General features: G+C 61.2%; 25 protein-coding genes and 2 pseudogenes. 16 read left to right on the top strand and 11 right to left on the bottom strand.

What is annotated here, in order from left to right:
* Positions 1–246 precede the first annotated feature (246 nt).
* The 4 genes and pseudogenes from BN1800_RS42825 to BN1800_RS27025 all read left to right on the top strand — a co-directional run.
* Positions 247–437 (top strand): annotated as a pseudogene (locus tag BN1800_RS42825) (AAA family ATPase); the annotation flags it as partial.
* 74 nt (positions 438–511) lie between these two features.
* Entirely contained in the window at positions 512–664 is a 153-nt protein-coding gene (locus tag BN1800_RS41580; protein WP_179213898.1) for a hypothetical protein, read from the top strand.
* Positions 661–1,170 carry an RES family NAD+ phosphorylase gene (locus BN1800_RS27035; protein ID WP_244564658.1) on the top strand — a complete coding sequence of 170 codons (510 nt, stop codon included), beginning with the start codon at positions 661–663 and terminating at the stop codon, positions 1,168–1,170. The genes BN1800_RS41580 and BN1800_RS27035 overlap by 4 nt, the downstream gene beginning before the upstream one ends.
* A 743-nt stretch (positions 1,171–1,913) precedes the next feature.
* Positions 1,914–2,129 (top strand): annotated as a pseudogene (locus BN1800_RS27025) (transposase); the annotation flags it as partial.
* A 401-nt stretch (positions 2,130–2,530) separates the two neighbouring features.
* Here the strand turns inward: BN1800_RS27025 and BN1800_RS27020 are convergent.
* The 9 genes from BN1800_RS27020 to BN1800_RS26980 are packed head-to-tail and all read right to left on the bottom strand — an operon-like array spanning position 2,531 to position 10,275.
* Positions 2,531–3,391 carry a Pnap_2097 family protein gene (locus BN1800_RS27020; protein WP_087001905.1) on the bottom strand — a complete coding sequence of 287 codons (861 nt, stop codon included), beginning with the start codon at positions 3,389–3,391 and terminating at the stop codon, positions 2,531–2,533.
* Positions 3,392–3,393: 2 nt separating this feature from the next.
* The gene (locus BN1800_RS27015; RefSeq protein ID WP_087001904.1) at positions 3,394–4,668 is read right to left on the bottom strand and encodes an MSMEG_0569 family flavin-dependent oxidoreductase; all 1,275 of its coding nucleotides are present in this window, start codon (positions 4,666–4,668) and stop codon (positions 3,394–3,396) included.
* 12 nt (positions 4,669–4,680) lie between these two features.
* Complete coding sequence (locus tag BN1800_RS27010) at positions 4,681–4,968, bottom strand: MSMEG_0570 family nitrogen starvation response protein (protein ID WP_087001903.1); 288 nt, start codon at positions 4,966–4,968, stop codon at positions 4,681–4,683.
* Positions 4,961–6,130: an MSMEG_0565 family glycosyltransferase gene (locus BN1800_RS27005; RefSeq protein WP_087001902.1), complete on the bottom strand. Its 1,170-nt coding sequence runs from the start codon at positions 6,128–6,130 to the stop codon at positions 4,961–4,963. The genes BN1800_RS27010 and BN1800_RS27005 overlap by 8 nt, the downstream gene beginning before the upstream one ends.
* Positions 6,127–7,101 carry a sll0787 family AIR synthase-like protein gene (locus tag BN1800_RS27000; protein ID WP_087001901.1) on the bottom strand — a complete coding sequence of 325 codons (975 nt, stop codon included), beginning with the start codon at positions 7,099–7,101 and terminating at the stop codon, positions 6,127–6,129. The genes BN1800_RS27005 and BN1800_RS27000 overlap by 4 nt, the downstream gene beginning before the upstream one ends.
* Before the next feature lie 2 nt (positions 7,102–7,103).
* A complete protein-coding gene (locus BN1800_RS26995; protein ID WP_087001900.1) occupies positions 7,104–7,646 on the bottom strand; it encodes an MSMEG_0567/Sll0786 family nitrogen starvation N-acetyltransferase in 543 nt (180 codons plus the stop codon).
* Positions 7,643–8,761 (bottom strand): MSMEG_0568 family radical SAM protein, encoded by a 1,119-nt coding sequence (locus BN1800_RS26990; protein ID WP_087001899.1) that lies wholly within the window; start codon positions 8,759–8,761, stop codon positions 7,643–7,645. Before BN1800_RS26990 ends, BN1800_RS26995 begins: the two co-directional genes overlap by 4 nt.
* Positions 8,688–9,734 (bottom strand): Nit6803 family nitrilase, encoded by a 1,047-nt coding sequence (locus tag BN1800_RS26985; RefSeq protein WP_087001924.1) that lies wholly within the window; start codon positions 9,732–9,734, stop codon positions 8,688–8,690. The genes BN1800_RS26990 and BN1800_RS26985 overlap by 74 nt, the downstream gene beginning before the upstream one ends.
* 58 nt (positions 9,735–9,792) lie before the next feature.
* Complete coding sequence (locus tag BN1800_RS26980) at positions 9,793–10,275, bottom strand: MSMEG_0572/Sll0783 family nitrogen starvation response protein (protein ID WP_087001898.1); 483 nt, start codon at positions 10,273–10,275, stop codon at positions 9,793–9,795.
* 368 nt (positions 10,276–10,643) lie between these two features.
* Between BN1800_RS26980 and BN1800_RS26975 the strand changes: the two genes are divergently transcribed.
* Entirely contained in the window at positions 10,644–12,047 is a 1,404-nt protein-coding gene (locus tag BN1800_RS26975; protein WP_087001897.1) for an aminotransferase-like domain-containing protein, read from the top strand.
* Positions 12,048–12,190: 143 nt separating this feature from the next.
* The gene (locus BN1800_RS26970; protein WP_087001923.1) at positions 12,191–12,586 is read left to right on the top strand and encodes a DUF983 domain-containing protein; all 396 of its coding nucleotides are present in this window, start codon (positions 12,191–12,193) and stop codon (positions 12,584–12,586) included.
* A gap of 234 nt (positions 12,587–12,820) precedes the next feature.
* Here BN1800_RS26970 and BN1800_RS26965 read toward each other — a convergent pair whose 3' ends face one another.
* Positions 12,821–13,051: a hypothetical protein gene (locus tag BN1800_RS26965; protein ID WP_087001896.1), complete on the bottom strand. Its 231-nt coding sequence runs from the start codon at positions 13,049–13,051 to the stop codon at positions 12,821–12,823.
* A 225-nt stretch (positions 13,052–13,276) separates the two neighbouring features.
* Here BN1800_RS26965 and ccoN point away from each other — a divergent pair, with 225 nt between their 5' ends.
* From ccoN to BN1800_RS43500, 9 genes are read left to right on the top strand one after another with little or no spacing between them, the layout of a single operon-like run.
* A complete protein-coding gene (ccoN, locus tag BN1800_RS26960; protein WP_087001895.1) occupies positions 13,277–14,917 on the top strand; it encodes a cytochrome-c oxidase, cbb3-type subunit I in 1,641 nt (546 codons plus the stop codon).
* A gap of 4 nt (positions 14,918–14,921) precedes the next feature.
* Positions 14,922–15,674, top strand: coding sequence for a cytochrome-c oxidase, cbb3-type subunit II (ccoO, locus tag BN1800_RS26955; protein ID WP_087001894.1), 753 nt, complete (start codon positions 14,922–14,924; stop codon positions 15,672–15,674).
* 17 nt (positions 15,675–15,691) lie between these two features.
* Positions 15,692–15,862, top strand: a complete 171-nt coding sequence (locus BN1800_RS26950; protein WP_087001893.1) for a cbb3-type cytochrome c oxidase subunit 3 — start codon at positions 15,692–15,694, stop codon at positions 15,860–15,862.
* Positions 15,853–16,734 carry a cytochrome-c oxidase, cbb3-type subunit III gene (ccoP, locus tag BN1800_RS26945; protein WP_087001892.1) on the top strand — a complete coding sequence of 294 codons (882 nt, stop codon included), beginning with the start codon at positions 15,853–15,855 and terminating at the stop codon, positions 16,732–16,734. Before BN1800_RS26950 ends, ccoP begins: the two co-directional genes overlap by 10 nt.
* An 8-nt stretch (positions 16,735–16,742) precedes the next feature.
* Positions 16,743–16,922 carry a hypothetical protein gene (locus tag BN1800_RS26940; protein ID WP_244564657.1) on the top strand — a complete coding sequence of 60 codons (180 nt, stop codon included), beginning with the start codon at positions 16,743–16,745 and terminating at the stop codon, positions 16,920–16,922.
* A gap of 11 nt (positions 16,923–16,933) precedes the next feature.
* Positions 16,934–17,761 carry a DUF2189 domain-containing protein gene (locus BN1800_RS26935; RefSeq protein WP_087001890.1) on the top strand — a complete coding sequence of 276 codons (828 nt, stop codon included), beginning with the start codon at positions 16,934–16,936 and terminating at the stop codon, positions 17,759–17,761.
* Positions 17,758–20,013 (top strand): heavy metal translocating P-type ATPase, encoded by a 2,256-nt coding sequence (locus tag BN1800_RS26930; protein ID WP_087001889.1) that lies wholly within the window; start codon positions 17,758–17,760, stop codon positions 20,011–20,013. Before BN1800_RS26935 ends, BN1800_RS26930 begins: the two co-directional genes overlap by 4 nt.
* Positions 20,010–20,264: a cbb3-type cytochrome oxidase assembly protein CcoS gene (ccoS, locus tag BN1800_RS26925; protein WP_087001888.1), complete on the top strand. Its 255-nt coding sequence runs from the start codon at positions 20,010–20,012 to the stop codon at positions 20,262–20,264. Before BN1800_RS26930 ends, ccoS begins: the two co-directional genes overlap by 4 nt.
* Positions 20,261–20,392 carry a hypothetical protein gene (locus tag BN1800_RS43500; RefSeq protein ID WP_260308507.1) on the top strand — a complete coding sequence of 44 codons (132 nt, stop codon included), beginning with the start codon at positions 20,261–20,263 and terminating at the stop codon, positions 20,390–20,392. The genes ccoS and BN1800_RS43500 overlap by 4 nt, the downstream gene beginning before the upstream one ends.
* Before the next feature lie 411 nt (positions 20,393–20,803).
* Here the strand turns inward: BN1800_RS43500 and BN1800_RS26920 are convergent, their stop codons facing one another.
* Positions 20,804–21,400 carry a VOC family protein gene (locus BN1800_RS26920; protein ID WP_087001887.1) on the bottom strand — a complete coding sequence of 199 codons (597 nt, stop codon included), beginning with the start codon at positions 21,398–21,400 and terminating at the stop codon, positions 20,804–20,806.
* Between the two features lie 196 nt (positions 21,401–21,596).
* Here BN1800_RS26920 and BN1800_RS26915 point away from each other — a divergent pair, with 196 nt between their 5' ends.
* Complete coding sequence (locus BN1800_RS26915) at positions 21,597–21,890, top strand: hypothetical protein (RefSeq protein WP_143534101.1); 294 nt, start codon at positions 21,597–21,599, stop codon at positions 21,888–21,890.
* Position 21,891 lies beyond the last annotated feature (1 nt).

Genomic DNA, 21,891 nt, shown 5'->3' with positions numbered 1-21,891 from the left:
TTGCGCTATTGGCGTATCTGCGACGGTGCCGCGGTTTGTCCAAGGCGAGGGGCCGCGGTTCGATTCCCGTCAATGCGGGCACCATCAATTTCGGCGCAAGGGTTGCCGCAGATTCGATGACGGCAGAGGTGGTTCGGTTGTCTGAACACTTTCGCGCGTTTTGGTAAGTGGATTTCCGCCTCGACTCTGCTGCGGCCTTCATTGGCGTCAGCGCGTTGAAGTAAACCTGATCCGGCGTTTGCCGGGCGGGGCGCGGTGCTGCCCGGCATCGTGGCGGAAAATCTCGAAAGCGGATCGGGTATTGCGTCACGCACCATCCCAGCATGGAGCATGGGTGGAGACAGGGCCGCGACATGCTCACACGCGATGTGCTGGTCATCGATAAGGCGGGCATAGTGGGCACGCGGCAGTTGGAACGCGTGCTGCCTCATGCGGCGAGGCGCCGGAATATAATCCATTGGATCATCTGTTTGATTGCGTCGACTGACTCGTTGGAGTAGTGCGCTCAGCCATGGTGAAAATGGTTCCCGTCAGCGTCGTGGAAACGCCGGAGTTTCTGTCAGCGACCCGCAAGCTCATGAGTGATGACGAGCGCGCCTTGCTGGTGGACTATCTGGCTTACAATCCCACGGCGGACAGCTTCTTCATCGCATCCACCGTTTGACGTTCTCCCCGATCTTCTTCGGACCGGGGAAAGGCATCGCTCCAACCAACCGCTTCGACAGCGTGAGCGGCCGTTTCGGGGTTCTCTATGTCGGAATGACCCGAAGCGGCGCACTGGCAGAGACGATCCTGCGCAATCCACAGCGCCTGATGGTGGCTGCAACGGAGATCACAGATCGGGCTGCAACTGAACTCAGCTCCCAAAGGGAACTTCGCATCGTGCGCATGCACGGGACGGGATTGCAGGCGCTCGGCACGGATAATGCGATTTCGACGGGTCCGTATGAGCCACGCGGGCTATGGGCCGATGCACTTTGGGATCATCCGGACAGTCCGGATGGCATCGCCTACCAATCGAGGCACGATCCCGGCGAGATCTGCATTGCCCTGTTCGAGCGTGCGGACCTCGCGATTGCGATCAGCGGAACAAAGCTACTGACGGCCATGCTCAAGGACGTCGCAGATCTGCTCGACGGCTATGGTAAGTCGATATTGCCCGGCGCATGACAAGACGGCCAAAAGCCGCGTTTGAAAAGAGGACTGAGCTTGTACCCCTGTCCGAGATGAAATGAGGTGCTTCTGGGAATTTCTCCGCAGCCTGGAAGCCGGGCGTGCCATATTCATACCGCATCAGGCTCACGGATTGAGGCGGCTCGCCGGGAGGCCTGCCTTCGCGGCGTCCTCATGCGCATCGCCGATCATCCGATCAATTGCGTCGATGTGACCTGCCATGGAATATGGCCTAGGCTGTCAAATAGACTCGGCCGGACGTGGCAGACGAGTTGGTTCAGTTGCACTTATTGCGGGCAACCAGCCGTCCGGTTGCAGGCTTGCCACATTTCGAATGCAGGCCGCTACAGCTATTTGTCAGCATCATCGCGGTTCCGGAAGGCGCGCCAGGCCGAGATCATAGCGAGCAACAAGAACAACCCTGCGAAACCAGCCCACAGAGAACCGGCTTGCGTTAGATTATCACCATCGGGAGTGAGGCAACTGGATAATGCTTGAGATATGCAATCTCGAAACGTCCAGTACCTTTCAAAGAATAACCATCCAAAGAAAATCGACATAAACGTTAAAACTATGACTGAAACGTATTTCATTTTGTTCCTGCTATCACCTTGTCTCGCCGACGAGGGAAAGGTCACCCGGTTGAATTTACTAATGTTTATGGGTGCGACCAATTTGACCTGCCACAGCGAATTTCCTCCAGAATGAATTAGCGTTCCGGCCTATTAAAGGAAGGACGAATGAAGAAGCAGATATTTACGGAAGAGCAGAGTATCGCGATGCTGAAGGAGCAGGAAGCTGGCGTGAAGGTGGCCGACCTTCGCCGGAAGCACGGATTTTCAGAAGCGACGTTTTATAATTGGAAAGCCAGATACGGCGGCATGCAAGTCTCTGAGGTGAAGCTGCTAAAGGCGCTTGAGGACGGGAACACGAGGCTGAAGAACCTGCTCGCCGAATAGATGCTTAATGCCGCCGCACTCCGCAAGCTTCGGCGGAGAGAACCGTCCGGCGGCCAAGTCCCGGCATAGCCTGCCGGGGCGGGTATCCGAGCGAGTGTGGACGGAAATTGCTATGAGGTCTTTACCGCATCGCTGATCGTCCCATCAACAGGATCGGCAACTATTGCCGTGGAATGTCCAAACCCGCGCTCAAATGGCTTGGCCGGACGGTTACGAATGAGCGGATCGTAGCTGCAATCAGCATCCGGCTTTCCTCAGGCAAGAATCGCCCAAAAACGAGGTGAGGAGGAACACCTGAAGCACGCCTCGTAGCTGCCGCCGCCAAAAACTCCAATCGACTTTCTCCCAACACGCCATCTGCCTGGCGGGAACAATGCGCTTTGGAAGCATGGAGGAAATCAGCACAAAATGTTCCACATACTGAAAATTTTGGCGATCACTTTCCCATTTTCGCGTCTTAGTTGCCCATAGGCAGCATTCTGCTTGCCAAAACAAGCAATGAGGTCAAAAAAAACGCTTTCATGTTTCTCGATATTGCCGAGGAAGAAGACCTCTCTTCGAATGACGGGACCTGAGGAGGGAAACCAATTCTCCAAGGCGCGATCGGCTACTGCTTGAAAGTCAGCAAAGTAAAATAGTCCTGCGCCATTGAACTCCTGCGAGGTGCTGGGATCAAACTTAAAGGTTTGGAGCGCTTTGTTGGCAAGGACAGGAAACCCGAAATGCGTCCCGAGCCGCCCATTCCGGATATCTGCAGCATTCTGCGCCAGAGGGCTGAACTCGAACCGCTGCGCCTGCGCCTCACGCAACGCCACTCGTGCTATCGAGTGATTGTTGCCTTTGATTCTCCTGTGAACGAAGGTTGAGATTAATTCGACCGTGCCGACGCTTCTGCCGTAAACAGATAACTCGTGTCGTGTCGACGTCTGGGTCCTCGATACTGCGGACAGTCTCGAATGGATGGTCAGAATGTCGTTTGCACACACCGTATCGAAGCGCGCAGCCGCAAGCGAGGTTGCGCAGATTGCGGCGTAGGCTTCTTCTCCTTCAGCCGTTCTGAAGTCTGCATTGTCGATCCCGAGGTGACGCGCAAGCATCAGCCAGTGGCGATGGCCGAGTTCCTTCATCAGCCAGGTTTCCGACAGCCCGTTGCCATTCAAATGGGGCATGCCGAGGAGTATATGGGGATCAAGGGCACGCTCCATCAGGTCGCGTGGCAAAGGACCTGCAGGAGGGAAATCGAGAAGGGCTGCGTTCATGATCAGGCGTTTACCGCTTGCTTGAGAGATGATGTCTGTGCCGAAAGTCGAGCCGTGAGGTGCCCAACCACATGTTCGGCATCCTTGCCGACGCTGAGAAACCGGCCCGAGCCCCAGGTCCACAGCCAGGGAAGCCCGAGCACATAGACACCGTCGACGGCGGTGACGCCGCGGCGATGCACCGGATAGGCGTTGCCGTCGAAGATCGGCAGGCCGACGAAGGACCAGTCGGGGCTGAAGCCGGTGGCCCAAATAACGGACGTGACGCCCGCTGCCTTCAAATCGAGATCGGTTATCTCGGTTTCGGGCTCCCATACAGGTTCATAGACGGAACCGTCGGGTGCCTTGATGTTCTTCTCTGCGATATGCCGGTCGATCAGGGCATTGATGCCGTTGTAGACACGGTCGGCGCCGTCGAGATTGGCCTTCAAGTTCGGCTCGAACAGCATCTTTCCACCGGCGACACCGGACATGCGGCCATAGAGTGCCATGCCCTCCAGTGCGAATTTGCGCAGGTCGATGTCGCGGCCGCCGTCACGGCCAGTCAGGTAATGGTTGGTATCGTGCTTTTTCTTCGTCATGCCATCGTGTTCGACCGTGATGTCATATTGGCCGATATCGGCGAGCCAATCGACAACATCGCGACCGCGATAAAAACGGGCGCAGCGTGGCGCATTGCCGGTGACCAGGTGCACCTTTCGGCCGGCCAGATGCAGATCCTCGGCAATTTGGCAGCCGGACTGACCAGAGCCGACGACTATGACGCCGCCCTCCGGCAGGTGATTGGGATTGCGATAGGCGGCGGTGTGAAGCTGGACGATCTCGTCCGGCAGGCGTTCGGCGGCACGCGGAATGGCCGGATCGGCATAGAGGCTAGTGGCGATCACGACGGCATCGGCGGTCATCGCGCCAGCCGAGGTCTCGAGCAGGAAGAGGTCACCATGCTTTTGGAGCGACGTCACGCTGGTTTGCTCGAAGACCGGGGCGTCGACCTTCTTCACGAAGCGATCGACATAGGCAAGGATCTCGTCCTTGACCATGAAGCCATGTGGGTCAGCGCCGTCATAGGGATGGTCGGGAAGCTGGCACTGCCAATTGGGCGTTACCAGGCAGAAGGCATCCCAACGCTCGTTCTTCCATTTATGTGCAACGGTCTTCTTCTCAAAGACCACGTGATCAATGCCGTGCCTCTTCAGATAGTGGGAGGCTGAGAGTCCCGCCTGGCCACCGCCGATGACGACCGCGCTGTAGTGGCTCTTGAGGGATGGTATGGTCATGGTGGGGTCCTTTCACAGGATGAAGCTTTCGCAGTGGACTTCGGCCGCTGCGTCGGTGAGATAGGGAGTGGCGGCCTGTTCGATGCGCGACAATTGGCCGAGCGCCAGTGAACAGGGATAGCCGTATTTCGCCTTGACCCTGTCGCTGGCGATCGTGAGTGCGATGCGGCTGCGATCGAGAAAGTCGGACAGCGGATAGTTTTGGCCCTCGGCGAAATAGTCCTTGATCACCAGGGAGGGCGAGTAGCAGGTCTCCTTGCGGCCATCGGGCCAAGCAATGACGAAGCGCATTTCAGGCATGGGCGGCCTCCATCATTGTCGCGTATGTTGACAGATGCTGCGTGGCGGTCTGTGGCCAGCTAAACCGGGTGGCAACCTCGAGCCCGCGCGGGATCAGCCGGTCGCGCAGTTCCGGGATCAGGCCAAGAGCCATGGCCTCGGCAACGGAGGCCGGATGGTGCGGGTCGCACCAGATCGCCTCATCAGTCCCGAGATATTCGGTGAAGGGCGCGATGGACGGGACGATCACGGGAATACCGCTTGCCATCGCCTCCAGCACCACCAAGCCAAAGCCTTCCTTCAAGGACGGAAAGACCAGCGCATCGGCTAGTCGGTAGAGGTTGGGCATGTCCGCGTCCGGCACGGGGCCGATGATGTGGACGGCCTGGGCGTGATCGCGCAGTGCTGCAAGGGCGGAGCGGCATTCCTCATGATAGTCGCGGTGATCCAGCAGCGAGGCACCGCCGGCGACGATCAGCTGGGCGTCCGGCCGCACCGCGCGCAATTGGCGGAAGGCTTCCAGGATGCCGAGCGTGTTCTTGCGCGCTTCGATGCCGCCGATCGAAAGAAAGACCGGTCCAGCATGCAATTTCAGCCGGTCGCGAAGGGCGGTCTGCTCGCCGTTCCAGGTGGGTGCGTAACGCTCCATGTCGACGCCGTTGCCAACAACTGTCGAGGGGATGCCGCGCCTGTCTTGCAGGATCTTCTGCCAATGGGCGCTGACGGTGAAGAACACATCTGCTTTGTCGATAGATCGGTCCTGCAGCGCCATCAGTCGCGGATCGGCGAACTGATCGATATGGTGGACGGTGCGGGCAAAGCGGGTGACCAGGCCTTCCGCCTTGAGGGTCGCCAGCGCGTTGCCGGAAATCCCGTCATGGGCATGGAAGAGATCGAAGCCGCCGGTTCCAGTTCTGCGGAAATAGTCGACGTAGTCCGCGATCCGCTGTTCGACCATGGCCGTCATCTCTGTGAGCGCTGGCGGCACGGCAATGCAGGCCACGCCGCAAGACGGTGTGCGGAAAAAGCCCGTTCCCTTGGCGTCCGGCGCATGCAGGACCACGTCATGGCCCAAGGCCGTTAGCGCTTCGGAGAGCTGCATGGCATGCACCACGCCGCCACGCGGATTGGTGGAATGGGTCAGCATGGCAACGCGCAGGGTTCGGTGCGAGGGGAGGCTCATGCGGCGACCTCCTGTCGGCCAAGCTGCAGCAGTGGTGTTTCGGCATGATTGCGCACAACTGCGCGGCTCTTGCCATCGACCAGTGCGACTTCGGCGCCAGCCACAACGGCGCCGATAACCGCAGCGCTGATCCCGCGCGCGGTGAAGCGGGTGGCGACATCGGCCACATGTTCAGGTGCGACGGCGAGCAGGTAGCCGAAGCTCGGAAAGGTGGCGAGCCAGCGATCGAGGCTAACACCGGCGGGCAGTGGGATGGCGGAGACGTCGATATCGATGCCAACACGCGAACATTCGGCCAGCATGATGGCCGTGCCGACGATGCCGCCCTGGCTGATGTCCTTGGCGGAAAGCGCCAGCCCCGCCTCGGCTATCTCGGGCAGTAACTCGAGGTCGCCGCGCAGGCGGACGGGCGGGGTATCGGTGACCGCTTCCCAGTTGTTGAAGGGTTCACGGTAGCGGCCGCGATGGTCGATGGCCGCGACGAGCACATCGCCCGGCCGTGCATCGAAACTCGTGAGCAGCTTATGGGCACGGCCGAGAATGGCGACCGACAATTGGCCGCGATCGGTGCGGATATTGGTGTGGCCGCCGACGATCGGCACGCCGAAGGTGGCCGATGCCGCCCGCATGCCTTCCAGAACGGGGACCGCGCCCTCCTCGCCATCGGCCCAGACGGCATCGACCACGGCGATCGGCCGCCCGCCCATAGCGACGATGTCGGAAATATTGACCATGATGCCGCACCAGCCGGCAAACCACGGATCGGCGGCGACAAACTCGTTCATGAACCCTTCGATGGCAAAGAGCAGGTAGCCGTCGCCGTCGGGCAGCGCGGCGCAATCATCGCCGACAGCATCCTGCTGCCCCTGCAGGCCGAGCCTTGCCGCGATCGTGCCGATATCCTGCTTGGCAGCAATGCCGCTGCTTGCCGAGAGTCTTTCCGCCAGTGTCCTGATGTCGATCGCGCCCATGCTCACGCTGCCTTCCTGGGAAGGGCGACGAAGCCGGCTTCGGGTGTGATGCACGGCGGATAACAGGCAAGATCGGCCTTCATCCTGAGATGCGGTTTGCCATAGATCTCGAATTCCTCGATGACGTGCCAGTGTAACCGTCGGAACAGCAGGCCGTTCTGCAACTGCACATTGGCAAGGAACGTGTGGCATCCCATGGCATTGGCGGACGACACGGCGAGCTTGATCAGGGTCGCCCCCAAGGCGCCGATCTTGCGAAAATCCTGATGCACCGCCAGCCGCGAGCCCCACCAGAGGCCGGGTTCGGCCTGGTGAATACGCACCGTGCCGACCAGCTGGTCGGCGGCAATGCCCAGCATGGAGAGGGCAACGATTGGGATAGCGTGATCGTCGATCGCGTCGCGGTCGTCGCCTTCGAAAATCTGCTGTTCCTCGCAGAACACGGCGCGGCGCAGCGCATGCGCTTCGCTGCGCTCCCAACTGGATGTCGCGAACTTCACCTGGAATTCGCTGGAGCGATACGGGGCAAAGGGTTCGAGCATCATTTGGACAGCATCCTTTCATAGGTGGAAAGGGCCGAGCATGCGCCGCATTTGCCGCAGCCGGCCTTGATGTCGACGGCCTTCAGACCGCTGTCGACCAGCATCCGGGACAGCGGGCCGAGGATCGAATGCATGACGTCGGGCTTGGGGGTAGGGTGGCTTTCGAGCGGCGTGCCTGAGATCGGCACGAAGGGCACGACGAAGGGATAAACGCCGATCGCGACCAGCTTTTCGCAGATATCCAGAATAGCCTCGCGGCTGTCGCCGAGGCCGGCCAGGATATAGGTCGAGACCTGGCCGCGTCCGAAGACCTCCACGGCAGCCTTGAACGAAGCCATGTATCTGGTGATCGACACCTGCGCCTTGCCAGGCATGATGCGAGCACGGACCTCCGGGGTGACGGCTTCCAGGTGCATGCCCAGCGCATCGACGCCGGCCTCCTTCATGCGGGTGAACCAGATGTCGTCTTCCGGCGGCTCGCATTGCGCCTGGATGGGAATGTTGACGGCCGCCTTGATGGCGCGGGCGCTGTCGGCCAGGATGGCAGCACCGCGGTCGTCGCCCTTCGGCGTACCGGTGGTCATCACCATGTGCTTGACGCCATCCAGTTCGACGGCGGCCCTGGCGACTTCCGCCAACTGTTCGGGCGTCTTGTAGGCGATGGTGCGGCCGGCCGCCAACGACTGGCCGATGGCGCAGAACTGACAGGTCTTGGTGCGGCTCTGATAGCGGATGCAGGTCTGTAGCACGGTCGTGGCCAGCACGTCCTTACCGTGCAGCACGGCGATCTGCGAATAGGGGATGCCGTCGGCGGTCGAGCGGTCGTAGAAGCGCGGCCGCAGCGGAAAGGAAACCTCGCCCAGCACCGTGCCATCCCGGCTGATGCGGCTGCGGCCCATATCATCCGGCTTCTCCACCAGATAAGGGCTCTCAAACGCGGGTGCGGTGTGCACCGGCACCATCACCGTCATGCCGTCGATGGTCAGCGCCTTGTGGTCGGACGGTCCGGCGCCACCGCGGCGGCTTTCGTGGCCTACCTTGGGATCAACGAGCCGGGCTCCGTAGGACTGCAATTCGTTGATCAGAATCTCGGTCGGAAGACGTGTCATATTCTCCATCGGAAAGGGTCCTTGCTTCGGCTGAGGTGAAGGATGGTTGGGAGGTGGCGACCATCGGCGCCGTGGCGCGGCCATCCATGACGAGATGCAGCAGTTCGGGGCGGGCATAATGGCCGACCGAATCCATCATCCGCTTGCGTTTGACGATCAGGCTCATATCGAGATCTGCAATCAGCAGCCCTTCGCCTTCTGTCAGCGGCGGCACGACATGCTTGCCTTCGGGCGAGACGATTGCGGTCATGCAGCCGCCGCGCAGGGCCTTCTGCAGGCCTGCATCCGGCGTGATGGAAGTGATCTGCTCGTCGGTCAGCCAACCCGTGGCATTGACCACGAAGCAGCCGCTTTCCAGCGCGTGGTGGCGAATGGTGACTTCCATTTGGTCGGCGAAGATCGGTCCGACCATGGAGCCCGGAAACTGCGCGATATGGATGTCCTCGTGCTGCGCCATCAGGGCGTAGCGGGCCAGAGGATTGTAATGCTCCCAGCAGGCCAGCGCCCCGAGACGTCCGACGGCGCTGTCGACCACCTTCAGGCCGGAGGCGTCTCCCTGGCCCCAGATCATCCGCTCGTGAAAGGTCGGGGTGATTTTGCGGCGCTTGAGGATGAGCGTGCCATCAGCATCGAACAACAGCTGGGCATTGTAGAGCGATCCATGGTCTCGTTCGTTGACGCCAAGCACCACGACGATGCCGTGCTCTCGGGCGGCTGCCGAGACTGCATTGGTGGCAGCACTCGGAACGATGACGGCTTCCTCGTAAAGCCGGACATGCTCCTTGCCGGAGAGAACAGGCGGCAGCACGAAGGAAAAATAGGGATACCAGGGGACAAAAGTTTCCGGAAAGACGATCAGCTCGGCGCCCTTGGCAGCCGCATCGCGGATCGTTTCTAGTACGCGGGCGAGCGTTTTCTCGCGCGAGGTCAGATCCGGCGCGATCTGTGCGGCGGCAACCCGGACGCTCTTTTTTTTCTCCATAACAAAATCCTCGGTCAGTGAATTGAGAGGGCGGAGCATGGTGCTCCGCCCCAGCGGATCAAAGGGTCCAGGTATCAAGGATGAAGGCGCCGTCGCGGCGATGGATGAGGACTAGGTCGAGAACGTCGAGCGGACTGATCGGCGTGATGCCCGGGATCAGCGCACCTTCGCCATGGCCGTAAAGCGCCTGGAGGGCAAAACGGCAGGCGTAGACCTTGCCACCTTCTTCCATGAACTTGACGATCTGGTTGTTGAAATTCAGATGGCCGGGAAAGGCCTCCGCGCCGAGGGTCGGAAAACCGCGCTGGACGCCGAGCGTCACGCCCGGGCCATAGAGAAGGATCGAGGTCTCGAAACCTTTCCGCCTCAGGCGCGTCGCCTGCAGCAGGTTGACGAATCCGATCGATCCTTCGAAGGCCACGGTATGGAAAGTGACGAGGGCTTTTTCACCGTCGCCGGCCTGTACGTCCTCAAAAACCTTTTCCTCGTAATCGACAAGAAAGTCGCCTTTCTGATTGGCTGGCTTGGTCACTTCGGGCATGGATGGCTCCTTGGTTGAAATCCGATCCCCATCCGGGGAGCATCCATCCAATTGCAAGCTGTGTGCCAGATTGATTTGGCACAAATGGCAGTCAAACAATGCAAAAATACATTCAATTATGCGATCAATTATGAGGAGGAAATTCTATCGGCTGATTTTCTGGGCGATCAGACGCAAAAATAGAATGCACGAAAGCTCAAAATGAATGCATTCAATTGACCATCAATCATTCATGGAAAGGCAAAGTATGTGTATAACGTTGAGCCTCTGTCGCCATTGGCACTGGAATTTGTGTCATTTTACGTGACAGAGGGCGATTGCAACAATATGCAGTCAATGTAGATGAAGAAGGACATGGCGATATCACGATGAAAGACTGGCGACCCGACCTTACCCGCAGCAGCAGCCCCCGCTATATGGCTATTGCCGACCTTATCGAGATGGATTTGCGCAGCGGTCATCTGGCCATCGGTGATCGTCTGCCGCCGCAGCGCGAACTGGCGAAACATCTGGATATCGATTTCACGACTGTTGCGCGGGGCTATGCCGAAGCGCAGAAGCGCGGACTGGTGGATTCGCACGTCGGCCGTGGCACGTTCGTCACCGGCGGGGCCGACAAGGAGCGCCGGGGCTTTGCGTCCGGCACCGCCCCCGATCCGCGCCGTATGTCGGCGATCGACCTTTCGATGAATATGCCGCCGGAGCCGACCGATCCGGAATTGATCACGCGGATGCGCGAGGGTATCTCGGCGGTGGCTTCCAGCCTTATCCCGCTTCTGCGTTATCAGGGATTTGGCGGCTCGGGCATGGACAAGGAGGCCGCCGCCGCCTGGCTCAGCCGTCGCGGCCTTGTCCCTTCCCAGGAGCGTATTTTCGTGACGCCCGGCGCTCACCCGGCGCTGCTGGCGATTTGCGGCATGCTGGCAAAGCCCGGTGAAACCATCCTGTCGGAAAGCATCACCTATCCGGGCATCCGCTCGATTGCGGCGCAGCTGCGTCTCAATCTTTCGGGATTGCCGATGGACGTTGACGGCATTCTGCCGGACGCCTTTGCCGAAGCCTGCGAGAGATTGAGACCCAAGGGGCTTTATCTCAACCCCACCCTGCAGAACCCGCTGACCCTGACTATCCCGGAGCGGCGGCGCGAAGAGATCTGCGCAGTGGCGCGCAAATATCACGTCCCGATCATCGAGGATGACGCCTATGGCTTCATTCCGCTGCATGCGCCGCCGCCGCTTGCGGCAATGGCTCCGGACCTCACCTGGCATATCGGTGGCTTGGCGAAATGCATCGGCGCCGGTCTCCGGCTGGCCTATGTCGTTGCACCAGATACCAAGGCGATCTGGCCCTTCGTGAGTGCCATGCGTGCCAACAATGTCATGGCGTCACCGCTCAACATGGCGCTTGCCACGCGTTGGATCGAGGATGGCACAGCCGATACCATCCTTCGATTCATCCGCAAGGAGGCAACAGCACGCCAGGAAATGGTTGCAACCATCCTTCCGGCCGGTAGCTATCGCGGCGATCCCATCAGCTTCAACATCTGGCTGCCACTGACGAATGGCTGGACGCGGTCGACCTTCGGCAGCCATATGCGCGCCTCGGGCATTGGCGTCGTTGCCAGCGACGCCTTCACGGTCGAAGGCCAGGCGCCAGAAGCGGTGCGCGTCTGCCTAGGCGGCCCGATCGACCGCGAAAAGCTCGGGGGTGCTCTGGAATTCATGGGGCACGCACTCGAAGGCCCGCCCGAACTCGCGGCGTCCTTCTTCTAGTTTCGACTTCGCATCAGCGAATTTGCTCTCGTTCACGGGCGATGGGCTCTGCGGCACTATGTCGTATCGCATCAATCAAGTAAATGTATCTATATTGAATGCAGTCAATAATGATATTGATCGTAGACATGGGAGCATTCATCATGCAAACGGAGTGGCCGCCAATTCCCCCAACGACAACGGGGCCGAGAGGCCGATGCCCACGTTGCGGCCAGGGGCATATTTTCAACGGCTTCCTAAAGATCCGGCCCGAATGTGAAGTCTGTGGCCTCGACTACGGTTTCGCCGATCCGGCAGATGGTCCCGCATTTTTTGTCATATGCTTCGCTTGTGTGCCCAGTGTCCTGCTCGGCGTATGGCTCGAGGTCCAGTACAGCGCACCCCTGTGGGTCCATCTGCTGGTCACCGGTCCATTTATGCTGGCCACCTGTATCCCGCCCTTGCGGCCTCTCAAGGGATGGCTGATTGCCAGCCAATATTTCTACAAGGCGGAAGAAGGGAAGCTTGCCCGCACCTATCCCGCGCCGAAAAAGGTTTAAGTTGCGTTCACATCGCCCACGGGTCGTGTAGCTCTTTCTCGGAAAACAGGAAGTGGCATGAAAGAGGCCGCGCCCGCTGAGAGAACGGATCACCGAGATGCAGGTGATGATCGAGGGACAGCCCGGTTCAGGCCCGGCAGAGCGCCAGGAAGCAAATAAGGCTTGGTGGGAGCGCAGGTGCCCCACATCTGCCGGTGGAGCAGCCTGACGGGTCATTCGGGGTCGCTCGCCTGTTCAGTTCGGCATTTCATCGCCCTTGACGGGCGGATTCCCCTTGCCAGCCAGCTTGAGAATGTCGAGCGCTCTGGGGATGTCGGCGCGGGCCGCGCGTTCCTGAAAATAGCTTTCCGTGCGCAGCGCCGAGCGCTTTTCGGCCACTGCGACATTGATTAGCTGATTGAGCGCCACGCCTTCCGTCTCGGCGACCTTGGGGGCTTCGTCGAGAAGCGAGGGTTGCAGCCTCAATGCGAAATTGCTCTTTCACGTCTCGCCGGGCGCACAGGATCGCACGCTGCAAGGTAAACGCGCATTCCTCCCACCTCACCGGCCGACAGGGTGTGCCAAAGTCTTCGACGGCTACACCTTGCCGATCTCGTATACACACACACTTTACTTGTGCGGGAGCCGCTTCAACGTCCGCGGCGGTTGCGAGAGGTCGCGTGGTGAATTGCACGGCGCGGGGGATAAAGAATGATCACGCAGCTTACGATCTCGGAGCGCCAGAGCGCCTTCGCCATCGCGATTGCTGTCGCGATAGCAGGCGCAACGATGGCAGCGGCCGGCCGGTCGGACGTCCTCGGGGTCCACGGCGTGATCGTCATGCTGTTTTCCGGCGTCCTCCTCTACCTCGTCATGTCGTCGCTCTTCGAGCCTGAAGCAGTTGAGGACCGAGAGGCGTCATATTACGACGATCCCATCAAGGTCGGCATCGTGCTTTCCATGGCCTGGGCTGTGTTCGGGATGTTCATGGGAGTCTGGGTGGCGGCGCAGCTCGCCTGGCCGGATCTCGCATTCGACGCCGGATGGTCCAGTTTCGGTCGCCTAAGGCCGACGCACACCACAGGCGTCATCTTCGGTTTCGGCGGCAACGCATTGATCGCTACCTCCTTCCACGTCGTCCAGCGAACCTCGCGGACGCGGCTGGCGGGCCAGCTCAGTCCCTGGTTCGTGCTCTTCGGCTACAACCTGTTTTGCGTGCTGGCCGTGTCAGGCTACCTGATGGGTATCACCCAGTCCAAGGAATACGCGGAAGCCGAATGGTACGCCGACATCTGGCTTGTCGTCGTCTGGGTCACCTACCTCGTGCTCTACATCAGAACGATCGCCCGCCGGAAGGAGCCGCACATCTATGTCGCCAACTGGTACTTCATGGCGTTCATCCTGGTCGTCGCGATCCTCCACATCGTCAACAATCTCGCCCTCCCGGTTTCCTTGGGACACGCCAAGAGCTACACCATATGGCCGGGCGTCCAGGACGCGATGGTGCAGTGGTGGTACGGACACAACGCCGTCGCCTTCTTCCTGACGGCCGGCTTCCTCGGAATGCTCTACTACTACCTGCCGGTCCGGGCGCAGCGGCCGATCTTCTCCTACCGGCTGTCGATCCTGAGCTTCTGGGGCATCACCTTCTTTTACATGTGGGCCGGTTCCCACCACCTGCACTACACGGCACTTCCCCACTGGGTGCAGACGCTCGGCATGACCTTTTCGGTCATGCTGCTGGTGCCGTCCTGGGCGTCGGCCGGCAACGCGCTGCTGACGCTCAACGGTGCCTGGCACCGGGTTCGAGACGACGCGACGCTGCGCTTCATGATGGCGGCCGCGGTATTTTACGGGCTTTCCACCTTCGAGGGATCGTTCCTCGCCATCAGGCCGGTGAACTCGCTGTCGCACTACACGGACTGGACGGTCGGTCACGTCCATGCCGGAGCGCTCGGATGGGTCGCGCTGATCACCTTCGGCTCGCTCTACACACTGGTGCCTAGCCTGTGGAAGCGCGAGCGCATGTATTCGGCGGCGCTCGTCGAGGTGCATTTCTGGCTGGCGATCGCCGGAACGCTGATCTACGTCTTCGCGATGTGGAACTCCGGCCTCATCCAGGGCCTGATGTGGCGGACCTATACCGGGGAGGGGACGCTTGCCTATTCGTTCGTCGATTCCTTGGTGGCGATGTATCCGTACTACATCGCCCGCGCTTTCGGAGGCCTGCTTTTTCTTCTCGGCGCCATCGTCGGCTGCTGGAACATCTGGATGACCGCTCGGTCCGCGCAGCTTGCCGTGGCGCATGAAGGGGATACGCCCGTCGTCCCCACCGCCGTACCGGGGGAGTGACGACATGCCAGAACTCTTCCACCGCAAGCTCGAGCGTTCCGCGATCGGCTTCGTGATCGCAATTATTGCGGCTGCGAGCGTCGGCGGCATCGTCGAGATCGCCCCTCTCTTCACCATCGACGAGACGGTCGAAGAGGCGCCGGACATGCGGATGTATACGCCTCTGGAGCTCGCCGGGCGCAACATCTACATCCGCGAGGGATGCTATGCTTGTCACAGCCAGATGATCCGCACACTCCGTGACGAAGTGGAGCGATACGGCCCTTATTCGCTGGCCGTCGAATCCCGGTATGACCGCCCGATGCTCTGGGGCTCGAAGCGGACAGGCCCGGATCTTGCCCGCGTCGGCGGAAAGTATTCCGACTTCTGGCACGTTGCCCATCTCACCAACCCGCGGGACGTCGTCCCAGAATCGAACATGCCCGCCTATCGCTGGCTGGCGCGGAACCCGCTGAAGATGGATGATTTGCCACAGCACCTCGCGGCGCAGCAGGCCCTTGGCGTTCGATACACCGACGAGATGGTGGAAAACGCAGCGCGGGACGCCTACGGCCAGGCCACTCCCGACACGGACTTTGCCGCGGGAGCTACCGAGCGCTACGGCGAGGAGACGCAGGTGAGCGCATTCGACGGCGTCACGACGCACGTCACCGAGATGGACGCGCTCGTCGCGTATCTCCAGGTGCTGGGACGGCTGACCAATGCCGCGTACGAACATACCGCGGCTCCCGAGAAGAAGCCGGATCCCGGAAACTGAAGGCGGAGGACTGTCACATGGACCTGGACCACGACACCGTCGTCGCATTCTCCAAGAGCTGGGGACTGCTCTACTTGATGGCCCTTGCAGTCGGCGTGCTCGTCTACACCTTCTGGCCGTCGAACCGGACGCGCTTCGACCGGGCCAAGCACAGCATCCTCGAGCGGGATGACACGCCATGGAAGTGACTGAGCGCGATCCTGTCACCGGCCGCGAGACGACCGGCCACGAGTGGAACGGCATCACGGAACTGGACACGCCCGTTCCGCGCGGCGTTCTCATCTTCCTGATCGTGACCCACATCTGGGCCATTGCCTGGTGGTTCTTCGTGCCGGCCTGGCCGCTCGGAACGACCTACACCAAGGGGCTCTTTGGCATCGACCAGAAGACCACGGTCGAGGCTCAGGTCGTCGAGGCCGAGCGCAGCCGGTCCGGCTGGATGAGCCGCATCGCGACAGAGCCCTACGACACCATTCTCTCCGACGAAGCGCTGATGCAGACCGTGCGCGATACCGGACGGCAGCTCTTCGGCGACAATTGCGCGGCCTGCCACGGCAGGGACGGGAAGGGGCGGGCGAACTACCCCGACCTCACAGACGACGACTGGCTCTGGGGCGGAGGTCCACAGCTTATCGAGCAGACGATGCGTGTCGGCATCAACACCCGGCATGCGGAAAGCCGGATCGGGCAGATGCCGGCCTTCGGGCGCGATCAGATGCTCGACCGCGAGCAGGTCCGAAGCGTCGCCGCCTATGTCTATTCGCTGTCCCACTCGGACTACTCGACGCCGGCAAACGTCGACCGCCTGGAGGCTGGGCGCGAAGTGTTCGTCACCACCTGCGCCGCCTGCCACGGCGAAGACGCCAAGGGAAAAAGCGACGTGGGCGCTCCGAACCTCACCGACTCCACGTGGATCTACGGCGGTGACCTGGACACGATCATCGCCTCCGTGCACGGTGGGCGCCAGGGCCACATGCCGACCTGGGACGAGAGGCTGACGACCGCCGAGATCCGGACGCTGGCGCTCTACGTCCACGACCTGGGGACGCAACAGCCATGACCGGACACATGAAGAGATCCCGAACGAAGTGGCTCCTCTGGGCGCTGATCCCCGCAGGGCTGCTTCTGGTGGCCGCGGCCAATGCGCACCTGGTCTACGTGGCCGTCCAGTCGCAGCCTGAATGCGTCGAGCATTTGAAATCAGTGGGCGATGGTCACGGCTATCGTGCTGCCAAGCCGGCATGCTGAGGAGGCACGAGATGGGCGAGAGCGACAAGTCGTACTGGCTGCTGAGCGAGACGTCGGGCATTGGCGAAACGCGGGATCCCCGCCTTCAGCGAGGGCTGCCCGTCCTTGAGGGGCTCCGTTGGCTGTCAGCGGGCTGGCGGGACTTCTGGACGCGGCCGGCTTCGAGCCTGGCGTACGGAATAGGCGTCTTCCTTCTTTCCGTCGCGTTCGTCTGGATGCTCGTCGCCTTTGGGCTCGACTACATTCTATTTCCTGCGCTAGCGGCCTTCATGATCGTTGCCCCGTTTCTGGCAATCGGCCTCTACGAGAAGAGCCGGTCGATCGAAGAGGGCCGGCAGATCGGCTTCGGCTCGATGTTGCTTGTACGGCCCCGTGCCGGTGCGCAGGTGTTCTTCGCCGGCCTGCTCCTCTTTATGCTCGTGCTTTTGTGGACGCGGGCCGCCGTGCTCCTCTACGCCCTGTTTTTCGGGGTGACAGCATTCCCCGGCCTCGACCACATTGCCGGCATGCTGTTCGGTACGGCCTACGGCTGGACGATGCTGGTGGTCGGGACGGCAATTGGCGGCCTTTTTGCGGCCTTCGCCTTTGCCGTCAGTGTCTTTTCGGTGCCGATGCTGCTTGATCAGCGTGTCGATGCGCTGACCGCTATGGGTTCGAGCATGAAGCTGGTGTGGAATAACCTCACGCCGATGGTCGCCTGGGGGGCGATGCTGCTCGTGCTCTTTGCAGCCTGCGTCGCAACGGGCCTCATCGGGATGATCGTTCTCTTTCCTCTGCTGGGCCACGCCACCTGGCATGCCTACAGGGCCGTGGCACGTTCCGAGGACCCGGGACAATGAGCTGCTGTGCGATGGGAACCGAAGCCGACTTGCTGCTCGTGCCGCCGCGAGAAATTTCCGCGCGCGAAATCGTACTCGCGAGCCGCGACCTCGGCGATGGCATGTTCCAGACGGACCTCTCGGTGCCGCAGGCGCGTTGCGCCGCCTGCATTGCCGCGATCGAGGGCGCGCTGCAGCGCCTCGACGGCGTCGTGGCGGCACGATTGAACCTGACGTCCCGGCGCGTCGCCGTCAGGTGGAGGGCCGAGGACCAAGTGCCTCCGATGATCGAGGCATTGCGGGACCTCGGATACGACGCTTGCCTTGCAGAGACGGGGGACCGTGGACGCGATCCAGAAATGTCCCGGCTGCTGCGAGCGACGGCGGTCGCGGGCTTCGCCGCCATGAACATCATGTTGCTGTCCGTGTCCATCTGGTCGGGCGCCGACGCTGGGACACGGAATGCCTTCCACCTGATCTCTGCGCTGCTGGCCATACCCGCTGTTGCTTATTCCGGACGGGTGTTCTTCGTTTCGGCGTGGAATGCGGTGAGGAAGCGGATGGCCAGCATGGATCTGCCGATCTCCGTCGGTATCCTGCTCGCACTGGGACTGAGCCTCTACGACACCATTGCCAGAGGACCGCACGCCTACTTCGACGCGGTCACGTCGCTGATCTTCTTTCTCCTGGCAGGACGCACGCTGGACCACGCGATGCGGCAGAAGGCGCGGACTGCCGTCACCGGACTTGCCCGCCTGCTGCCGCGGGGCGCGACGGTGATTGGGGCGGACGGAAGCCGCGAGTTCCAAGAATTGACGAAGATCGAACCGGGAGACATCGTCTTCGTGGGGCCGGGCGACCGTATGCCTGTCGACGGAACCGTCGTTTCGGGCACGGGGAACCTGGACGTTTCGGTGGCAAGCGGCGAGTCCGCGCCTGAAAGCGCGCACCCCGGGAGCATCGTTCTTTCCGGAACGATGAGCGTCGATGGCGCGCTGACAGTCCGGGTCGACAGGAGGGAACAGGATTCCTTCCTTGCCGACATGGTGAGACTGATGGAGGCGGCGGAGGACAGCCGTGCCCGCTACCGCCGCATCGCCGACCGCGCGGCAGCGCTTTACTCCCCCATCGTCCATCTGCTCGCACTGGCGACCTTCTCCGCCTGGATGCTGCAGACGGGCGACTGGCATCGGTCGATCACAGTGGCGATTTCGGTCCTCATCATCACCTGCCCATGTGCGCTGGGCCTGGCAGTGCCCATGGTCCAGGTCATGGCCGCCCGCCGGCTGTTCGACCTCGGCATCACGCTCAAAGATGGCAGCGCGCTGGAGCGGCTCGCCGAGGTCGACACCGTGGTTTTCGACAAGACGGGGACGCTCACGACCGGAGTCGCCCGCGTCATCGAGCACACGGTCGCGCCGTGGGATCTGGCCGCCGCGGCCGGGCTTGCCGCGCTGTCGAGGCATCCGGCAGCGCGGGCCGTCACCGCGCTACAGCCAGCCGAGGCCGAGGTCGAGGATTTCCGCGAGATTCCGGGTTACGGAATCGAAGGCCGTATCGGCGGAACCGTCTATAGGTTGGGACGCAAGGAATGGGTCTCCAAGGGCACATTCGAGGATTCGAAGCAGGCAGACGTATGGCTTTTGCGCGACGGACAGCCGGCGGGCTGGTTCGCAATCGCCGACGAAACGCGCCCCGGGGCCGGGACCGCGGTCCAAAGGCTGGCAGCCGACGGACTGGCAACCGAGGTTCTCTCCGGCGACCGTCCCGCGGAGGTCGGCAAGGTTGCCGCTGTGCTGGGCATCACCGAACATCGCCACGGCGCCGTCCCCGAAGATAAGGTCAAGCGGCTGACGGAGTTGGCAGCGGCCGGCCACCACGTCCTGATGGTCGGCGACGGGTTGAATGATGCCCCGGCGCTCGCTGCCGCGCATGTCTCGATGGCGCCCTCGTCGGCTGCGGATATCGGGCGGAACGCCGCCGATCTTGTCTTCCTGGGCAGGAGCCTGGAAGCTGTCCCGCAAGCGATAGGCGTTGCGCGTGCCGCCGCCGGACTGGTACGGCAGAACCTCGCCCTTGCCGTCGCCTACAACGTTCTGGTCGTGCCTGTTGCTATCACGGGCCATGTCACGCCTCTCATGGCGGCGGTCGCGATGTCCACGTCATCGATCCTCGTTGTCGGCAATGCCTTGCGCCTTTCGGGCGACAAGGTTTCGTCCCGGCGGCGGCCCAAGGCTATTCGTGGGCTTGATCTCAAAGAGGCTGCCCGATGAACTATCTCGTGTGTCTTGTGCCAATCGCCTTGGGAATGGGTGTCGTCGGCCTGATGGCGTTCCTGTGGTCGATACGCAGCGGCCAGTACGACGATCTCGACGGTGCGGCGGAAAGGGTGCTGCTTCCCAATGCCGCGGACGCTCCCCTTCGTGACAAGAAGCGGAAAGGCGAGGGGGCTGCAGAGGACATGGAACATACGTCTGATCGACATCGTTCGTTTAAAGGACAGAAAGAAGGGAAGCTGTCATGATCAGGTCTGTTGACAGGCCGTTCGATTGGGTAGCCGCGCTGGCGTTGGTTTCCGGCGTCGCCGTCATGATCCCCAGTCTTGCTGCGCTAGCAGTGAGCCTTCTCGCGATTGCTTCCGCATTATTTTAACTGCCGGCGATCGCTTTTGGTTTCGACTGCCTGATGCCCGTCGCGCCCGCCTCATCAATAACGCGTTATGATAAAAAGCAACACATGGAAACTCCGAAACGTCCCCACGGGCGACCGTGCAAGTCCGACGCGATGACACCGGGATGTTCGCCAGCCTGCCGGTCGGCTCGACGCCGGGCAAGATCCACGCCATCTCGCTGTCGTGAATGAAAGAGAACAGAAATTCGTCGACGATGCGTTCTTCTCCCACGGTCCGTGAGATGAGATCGACCATATGGGACTGCCAGACGTCCGTCATGTCGTCGCCGGGCACAGCAGGGCGCGCGCGATAGCGATAGCGGTTTCGTTATTGCTATTTCCTCTTCAGGCGTGAATTGAATGGCAGGGATGAACGGGGAGAGCCGCTCCGCGCTATGACGCTGATGTGGATGGCGCAGATAGAGAACCGGGCGCATTTGCCTGCCGCGCCACGCGCTCGATATCCTGCCGCAAAGCCTCTTCGGGCAGCGTCAAATCGAGCGGATCCCCATAAGGCTGGCCGAGCGCGATGCCGGTTGCCCAGTAGACCTCGACGAGGTTCCCCTCAAGGTCTTCGAAATAGAACGCAAGCGATACGCCGTGATTGAAGGCCATCTTGATCGCCAGCCCCATGTCGACGATGCGATGGTAGGCGGCACGCAGGTCGGCCAATGTAGCGACCTTGAATGCGACGTGGCGCAAGGCAGGATCGGTGAAGATAGCGATCTGATGAGAATCTTCGGCTGGATCGCTGCTCAGGAAGGCGCTGGCGCCGAACGGGTTTTCTTCGCCACTGCCGCCGACCAGCTGAAGCCCCAGGGTATCCTGATAGAATCGTCCAAGCGCAGCCGGGTTTTCGGCGACCATGCCGACGTGACGGAGACCGACGATCTGTGGCCCGCTCGGCCCATTTGTTTTCTTCGCCGGCACGATGGCGGGATCGGATCGATCGACCACGATCACCCCGGTTTTGACGTGCTTCCCAGTCATGGTGACAACCTCCGTGTTTGTTCAATTCCGTCGTCGATCAGATACGAACGACGGCGGCGGCGAGAATTCGGGAGGGAGGTTGCATTCGGATTTCAGGAGGGCAGGAATCTGCTTTCAGTTGAAACACAATACGCGACCGCCTGTCTCATATGCACCACCACCCGTTTGCCCAACCCCCAACCGAAACGACGAGCGCTTGGACCTTGACCGCCTCAAGTATTGGGAGCTCTGCATTTGTCGCGACTTCGGGATGGCGGACGTGGCGTCGCATCCGGCCTTGAAGGATGGGCTCATTCACCGCCGCGACGAAACCAAGATCGAATCCAACGAGAACGTCTCGTCTCGCTCCTGCACACACGTGGAGCCGATCGGGCGCGGATACAGACCAGGCCACGCAGGTTCTGGTCCGAAGCAGGGCGGCGCGGTGACGCCGTTAAATTTTCAGTTTGAAATCGAAAGTATGTCGTTTAAGCTGACGGCGGCACCTTAGA

Source organism: Rhizobium sullae (genome assembly GCF_900169785.1).
Taxonomy (GTDB): domain Bacteria; phylum Pseudomonadota; class Alphaproteobacteria; order Rhizobiales; family Rhizobiaceae; genus Rhizobium; species Rhizobium sullae.
Note: the sequence above shows the minus strand (reverse complement) of the source record. Positions and strands in the feature narration are given on the sequence as shown.